Annotated in this window: 9 protein-coding genes and 1 pseudogene; all 10 read right to left on the reverse strand. The window is 42.3% G+C overall.

Annotation, left to right across the window (positions count from 1 at the left end; translation table 11 throughout):
• A pseudogene (locus tag RFK25_RS11065) lies at positions 1–928 on the reverse strand (phage tail tape measure protein); the annotation flags it as partial.
• A gap of 182 nt (positions 929–1,110) precedes the next feature.
• Positions 1,111–1,530, reverse strand: coding sequence for a hypothetical protein (locus RFK25_RS11070; protein WP_332413483.1), 420 nt, complete (start codon positions 1,528–1,530; stop codon positions 1,111–1,113).
• Between the two features lie 11 nt (positions 1,531–1,541).
• Entirely contained in the window at positions 1,542–2,111 is a 570-nt protein-coding gene (locus RFK25_RS11075; protein ID WP_024418890.1) for a major tail protein, read from the reverse strand.
• A gap of 1 nt (position 2,112) precedes the next feature.
• On the reverse strand, positions 2,113–2,439 hold the full coding sequence (locus tag RFK25_RS11080) for a hypothetical protein (RefSeq protein WP_044777384.1): 327 nt from the start codon (positions 2,437–2,439) through the stop codon (positions 2,113–2,115).
• A 6-nt stretch (positions 2,440–2,445) separates the two neighbouring features.
• Positions 2,446–2,814, reverse strand: a complete 369-nt coding sequence (locus RFK25_RS11085) for an HK97 gp10 family phage protein (protein WP_029173171.1) — start codon at positions 2,812–2,814, stop codon at positions 2,446–2,448.
• Positions 2,807–3,145 carry a head-tail adaptor protein gene (locus tag RFK25_RS11090; protein WP_332413486.1) on the reverse strand — a complete coding sequence of 113 codons (339 nt, stop codon included), beginning with the start codon at positions 3,143–3,145 and terminating at the stop codon, positions 2,807–2,809. The genes RFK25_RS11085 and RFK25_RS11090 overlap by 8 nt, the downstream gene beginning before the upstream one ends.
• On the reverse strand, positions 3,145–3,402 hold the full coding sequence (locus tag RFK25_RS11095; RefSeq protein WP_024409984.1) for a head-tail connector protein: 258 nt from the start codon (positions 3,400–3,402) through the stop codon (positions 3,145–3,147). The genes RFK25_RS11090 and RFK25_RS11095 overlap by 1 nt, the downstream gene beginning before the upstream one ends.
• Before the next feature lie 2 nt (positions 3,403–3,404).
• The gene (locus RFK25_RS11100) at positions 3,405–4,610 is read right to left on the reverse strand and encodes a phage major capsid protein (RefSeq protein ID WP_332413487.1); all 1,206 of its coding nucleotides are present in this window, start codon (positions 4,608–4,610) and stop codon (positions 3,405–3,407) included.
• An 18-nt stretch (positions 4,611–4,628) separates the two neighbouring features.
• Positions 4,629–5,324 (reverse strand): head maturation protease, ClpP-related, encoded by a 696-nt coding sequence (locus RFK25_RS11105; protein ID WP_332413488.1) that lies wholly within the window; start codon positions 5,322–5,324, stop codon positions 4,629–4,631.
• Positions 5,317–6,593, reverse strand: a 1,277-nt coding sequence (locus RFK25_RS11110) for a phage portal protein (protein WP_332413489.1), incomplete at its 5' end; no start/stop codon positions are given. The genes RFK25_RS11105 and RFK25_RS11110, both read right to left, overlap by 8 nt.

The raw sequence follows: 6,593 nt of genomic DNA on the forward strand, positions 1-6,593 counted from the left end.
CCTTAGCAGCATTCTCCATATCCCCAAAGACTGTAGAGAATTGGGCATTGCTGGCTTGAAGTTGAGCTGCCGCAGACATGGACTCTGTTCCGACTTCGAAGATTTTCTGAGAGATGTCTGCTAGCTTCTCACTGGTCGCTTGAAGTGCCTCAGCCCGAATGGTGTCAGACATGGCTTTCATGCCATCCTGAGCACCATCAGCAGAGGATTTGGTCTCATCCATCTCATTGTTCAGGTTATTGAGTGCGGTCTTTGCTTGGTTCAACTCAGCTTCCATCTTATTCGCTTCAATGGAATTCTCACCATATTCACTCTTTGTCAGGGCTAGTTGCTTTTCGAGATTGGAAATTTGTTTAGAAACAATTTCTGACTGTGCTCCAATCTTTTGTTGGGCTATGGCATTGCGTTCTGCTTCGGAACTATTGGATGACAAAGCACTTTCTTGTAACTCAAATTGAGACGTGACCTTGTTCATCTCACTTGCTAGCTGCCCCTGCTCCACTTGGAGTTTATCTAATTGGTGAGCCGCTGAACTACTAGCTCGACCGTGATTCTCAAGTGTTGATGATACATCAGCTAACTTAGTTTCATAGGACGTTAACAGCCTTTGAGTAGTTTCCACCTCACGTTGAAAGGCACGGTACTGGTCTGCCCCAATATCCCCAGCCTTAAATTGAGCTTCCACCTGTGATTGGGCTTGACGGAGCGTTGACAATTTTTCTTTGGTTGTCTCGACTTGTTTTGCCAAGACTTCCTGCTTTTGCGTCAGAAGAGTGACATTGCCAGTATCAAACTTGAGAGCCTTATCAATCTGTCTTAGTTCTTTGGTAGCTTCAGATGCTTGTTTGTTTACACCCTTAAGTGCATCTTGTAAGGGTTGGGTATCGCCACCAATTTCAATCGTAATTCCCTTGATGTTTCCAGCCATAGACCCTCCTTTCTACCATCAGAAATTATCAAAATCAGCTTGAGTTGCCCGGCGTGTTTGAGAAATTTCTCGAGTACGCATCTCCACATAGTCCGTTTGGTAGTCAAGTGCCATCCCAATAGAGATATGTTTTAAATCGTCAATGGTCAGACCAGTCTCCTTACAACAGGAGAAATAACTCTCTACTGTGAAGATTTCTTCACTCGCTGTTTCTGTTTCATCTGCTTTTTTCTGGTTGACATCCCTTGGTTCAACATATTCATCAAGACAGGGGCTACATCCTGCACTGGAAATTCTTCCATCTCCATATAAAAATCCACAAATGGTTTCACTCGTGGATTGGCTGACTTCGCAAAGACCCAAAAGATTCGATGGAAAAATGTCATATCGAAATCAGACAGAATAGAAACATCAATATGATGTGCCTGTAATTCCTCTCCATCTTCTAACTGGTCAAGTTTTGCCAAGATTGCTTGACTATTGACCATCGAGAATAAATCTTGAAAATAGTCCTTACCAAACTGCTCTTTATAAGCGATTGGGGTATAGGCATTGGTTGCTAACTCGTAGGTCGTGCCTGCTATGGTAATACTTTCTCTCATTGCCTTCTCCCTTACCTACGAGGTTCAAAAACTGCCTTGAACCAGTTTTCACGAATCTCATCGCTCGTTTCCTCCGTTGTACGTCTACGTACAACCTTATCAAGTGGGCGAGGGCTGGCAGTAAAGGTCAACTCTACCTCATTGATATCTGAACCAGACTTGGTTTTTGAACCAACAGTCGGACGAGATGCGTAACAATAATACAAAACGTGTAATGTTTCTTTTTTATCCCCTTCGAAACGGAACATCAACGCAAAATTTTTCTTTTCGCTGTTTGCGATTTCTGAAATGGTATTTGTCGTCGCATCCAACTGCTCTCCGAGGACTCGAGTCAAAAATTCCTGCGTTAGAAGAGCAACTTTTAGTGTTCCTTCGTAACCATCGTTTGACTCCGTTGTATAAAAATTGATATTGTCTGCCTTATAAGAACCCTTGTCTCCTGTTGGTTCAAGGGTTAATTCTGCAGCACCACGAAGTCGTTCTACATTGCCGTATGTCAATGTACCATCAGAACCTTCGCTTGTAACTTCTGCCCAATGGACATCTTGTAGTCCAAAGGTGACCTTATTCTTTTCAGCCATATTATCCTCCATGTAATGTGATGTAATAGGTTATTTGGTAGAGTTTCTCAGATGAGATATAGGTCTCTACTTTTTCAAAATAAATAAGGTGGCTGTCAAATAATGACTCCACCTTTTGTTCAGCTGCTAAATCTTTCTTTATGGTATAGAGTTCCAACTGCAGATTATTTTGCTTATGATAAGTCCAATTGTCTGCACCATGATTATCTGAATCAGTGACCAAATAAACCATATACGGTGGTCTTGGACGACTCCCTTCTTCAAAATGATGGTAGGCGAGTGGGAGCTGTAATTCTTTGAGAATGGAGTACATTTCGCTCAGTAACATGTCATATCACACTCGCTTTCTTAGCTTTTCTTCTAAGGATTGTATTGCTTGTTTCTCAACAGGTGCGATATGCTTAATTCCCTCAACTCGCCCACCAGAGCTTTTGGCATGACCATTTTCTAACAGATGCGTCAGGCCTGGCGTTCGATTATGAATAGTCTTGGTTAGACCTGTACTGGTATCAATCGTTGCTTTACTCTTCCACCCTTTGGCATAGGAACCACTCTTCCTAGGTGACGTTGCTTTCAAGGTTACGATGGATTCCTCGGTGACTTCCTCTACAACTTCACGCATCACCTCTGTTGTATCCTCTACAAATTCCGCCAGCTCATTTGCGATGGCAGTTTCTAGTGCATCTAGTTCAATTCTAGTCATAACTCTCCTCCCTAATGGCGACGATGTAAATCAGTTGACGTGGCACTGTATCTCCATCAATAGACTCAATCTCATAGGTTTGACCACGAAATTGAATGTGAGTCATTAAGGAATGAAGTCCAAGAATTGCCTTTTCATACCTGAGGGTGAACTGGACTTTCTCTTGTTCCAGTTTCGTCACACTCCCATCCCTTTCGGTCAAGGTGAGAGGACGACAAGAGCACCACCGGTCAAATAAAGGTATCCATGTCGAAGTTTCATTGCCAATCTCATCTTGAACAATCTGTCGAATCTGAAATGACAAGCGTTCCCTCAACGGTGCAATCTTCATCAGAACACATCCTTTCGTTCGGCCAACAACAAATGATAGAGAGTCTCTTTCAACTCCTTATGATCGGCATCTTCTCTGTGTTCATAAAGATAGGCAACCCCATATAGGATTGCCGTCTTTAGAACATCTGAATAAATTGATTGTCGCAAAATATCTTCGCAGAGCTGTTGACTGGTTTCAAGCAACTGCTCAATCAGCCCATCCTCATCCCCGTGTTCCACTTTAAGATACTGTTTTGCTTCTGCTAAACTAACCATGACTACTTAGCCTTTACTGTTAGTGTCTTCACGGCTTCAGGTAGGACTAACTTGCCATCAACACGTTGTGAAGCAAGAAAACCAATCTGTCCATTATTGGCATAGAGTTCGTTCAGACGTTTGAAGGTACGTCCCTGACGGTCCGCAATCCAATAATATGAGAAATCACCAAATGCAATGGCCTTGTTTCCTGCATCAGGAAGTGGGGCAAAGGTTGATGTATAGTATGGACGATTTAGAATCAAATCTGGTTGTCCAGCTTGAGTGGATGGCTGCCAGATATAGTTGCCATTATTATCCTTGAGTTTACGGATAGCTTTGACAGTCGTATCATGTAAAATCCAAACTGCATTCTTACGATAGGGTGCTGGTAGAGAATGATACAATTCAATCATATCGTCAAAGGTAATATCCTTTGTAGCAGTCGTTGGACCTGTTACTTCTGCCTGAGTAAAGATACCTGTCGGTTTCTTAGAACCATCACCAATCAAGAATGCTTTTTCTTCTTCCGTTCCAATACGACGAGCAAATTCAGCTGTCATATAGGATTCAAGGTCAAAGACTGAATCGTTTAGCAACTCTTCTGAAATACGAATGGCAGTACCAATCTTATGAGAGTCTAGTGTCACCTGACCAAAGGTTTCTTCCGTTTCAGGATAAAGACCATTTTCATCCATCCATGAGGCTGAACCATGTCCTGTCACAACAGGAATCTTACGTTCACCACTAGATGTTTTGATAACAGTCGCAAGGCTACGGAAGAAATTCTCTTCTTGTAATCCTTGAACTAGTTTCTTCTCATACTCATCAGGAACCAGATGACCACCTTCGGTATCTTCCCCAACTCGAAGGATATCCTTGACATCAAAGAAGTGACGCTTACGTACACTTGTCCAAAATGTCTTGGCATAGCTATCTGAAGCCACACCTCTCTTTTCCTCTTCTGTAGTCTTGTCATTCAGAACTGTAGTGGGCTGCCCAATTAGAGCCTGTGAGGCTGGTTGAGCAAGTTCAAGGTCAATCTTTTCTTGTCGCTCCAACCGAGCAATTTCTTGATTATAGAGGTTGATTTTTGCTTCCATATCATCATAGCGTTTGGAATCTTCCTCAGATACAAGTCCATCTTCTGTTCGAACAGAATCAAGGAAGGTTTTTGCTTGTTGCCAAGCTTGGTTACGTTTTTCTTTCAATTCAAGTAATTTAGACATCAGTTCATTTTCCTTTCGTTATTTGAGCAAATTCAATCGTTTTTCCAACTGATTGATCGGGATTGTTTTCTTTGGTTGTTGGACTTCAAGCTTCGCCTGCATTTTGACAAGTAAATCTTGCTGGGCAGCAGTTCGACTGAAAGAATAACTCTCAATATCAGTTCCATGTTCCCCTTGTTTGTCAAAGAGAATCTTGTCCGCAAAGCCCAGTTCAACAGCCTTTTTGGCATTGAACCAAGACTCTGAGTCCATGAGGTGTGATAGCTTGGTTCTTGAAAGTCCTGTTCTTAATTCATAGGCATTGATGATGGATTCCTTGATTTCGCCCAACATTTCAATGACCTTCTGCATATCCTTGACTTCACCTTGTGCCAAAGTCCAAGGGTTGTGAATCATCATCATGGCAACAGGACTCATGGAGACTGTTGTACCTGCCATGGCAATGACACTAGCAGCACTTGCGGCTAAGCCATCAATCACTACATGGACATCACCTTTGTAATCCATCAGCATGTTATAGATTTGAGCCGCCGCAAAAACATCACCCCCTGGACTATTAATCCAGAGGGTGATGTCTCCACTTCCTGCATGTAAATCATTTTTAAATACTTGTGGCGTGACTTCATCGCCAAACCACGTCTCATCAGCAATCTGTCCTTCTATACGAAGTGTTCGACCACTATCATCTTCTGTAAAATTCCAAAACTTATGCATCCATATCCTCCTCATATTGAGTTTCTTGTTCTAACGGTGCTTGTTTCATAAAACCACCTGCATCCTTCAGTTTCGTCATGTTTCCATTTATCAAGTAGAGATTACCTCCTTCCTCATCTGAAAGGAGATTCAAGTCCTCAAGTTCACGTATATCATTTGTCGACAGCCAGCCATTTTGTCTCCCAATCGCATAGCCGTTCATTCGACTTTGATAGTCTCCACGAAGAAGACCATCTACATTGAACTTCACAAAGTAGGTTTTCTTTTCTTCAGGTAAAAAAAGAGACCTCTTGAAAGCCTGTTCGAGACGAACTACCCAAGGGTCTAAGGTATATTTAACAAATTCTAGAGATTGTTGCTCAATGTTTGAAAATGAAGATTTCTCCAAGTCACCAACCATATGAGGTGGAATGCGGTAGAGTCTTGCAATTTCATTGATTTGAAATTTTCTTGTCTGAAGAAACTGAGCTTCTTCAGGTGGAATGCCTACTTGAGTGTATTTCATCCCTTCCTCAAGTACTGCCACCTTATGTGCATTGGTTACCCCATTATAGACTGCATTCCATGAATCTCTCACTCGTTTTGGATCTTTGAGAATACCTGGGTGTTCCAAAACGCCACCTGGATTTGCACCATTTTTAAAGAATGATGCCCCGTAGTTTTCCGTAGCCAAGGTCATACCGATAGCATTTTTGGCAAGGGCAATTGGAGAATAACCAATCAAGCCATCAAAACCCAGACCAGGAACGTGGAGAACATCTTCTGCTCTCAAGATAGCATCACCCTTTTCCTTAAAGTTAGGATTTTCTTCTGACTGACGCTTGTATTTGTAATAGAGCTTTCCGCTTTCGTCCCGATGAACAGACATCTTATCTGGTAAGAGTGGGTAAAGACTGATTACCTGTCCACTCCTATCTCGGATAATCTGGACATAGGCATTGCCCCATATCAGAAGATGGGTCATCAAGGTTTCTCTAAAGACAAAGGATGACATCTCAGGGTTAGGTTCATCATGCAAAAGAAAATAAAGGGGATGTTCCACCTTCTTCTCCTTTCCAGTTGCCGTTCTCTCATATACATGAATGGGTAATGAAGCAACTGCTTCAGCTAAGATACGGACACAAGCATACACAGCTGTCGTCTGCATAGCTTTAAACTCATCCACATTCTCCCCACTGGTCGTTCGTCCAAACAGATATGAGAAGTCCTGACCTTCATAACTATTTCGTGGTTTATCTCTAGCACGCTTACGTCCCAGTAAATCTAGTA

The sequence above is a fragment of the Streptococcus sp. SS-4456 genome (assembly GCF_036680365.1).
Taxonomy (GTDB): Bacteria; Bacillota; Bacilli; order Lactobacillales; family Streptococcaceae; genus Streptococcus.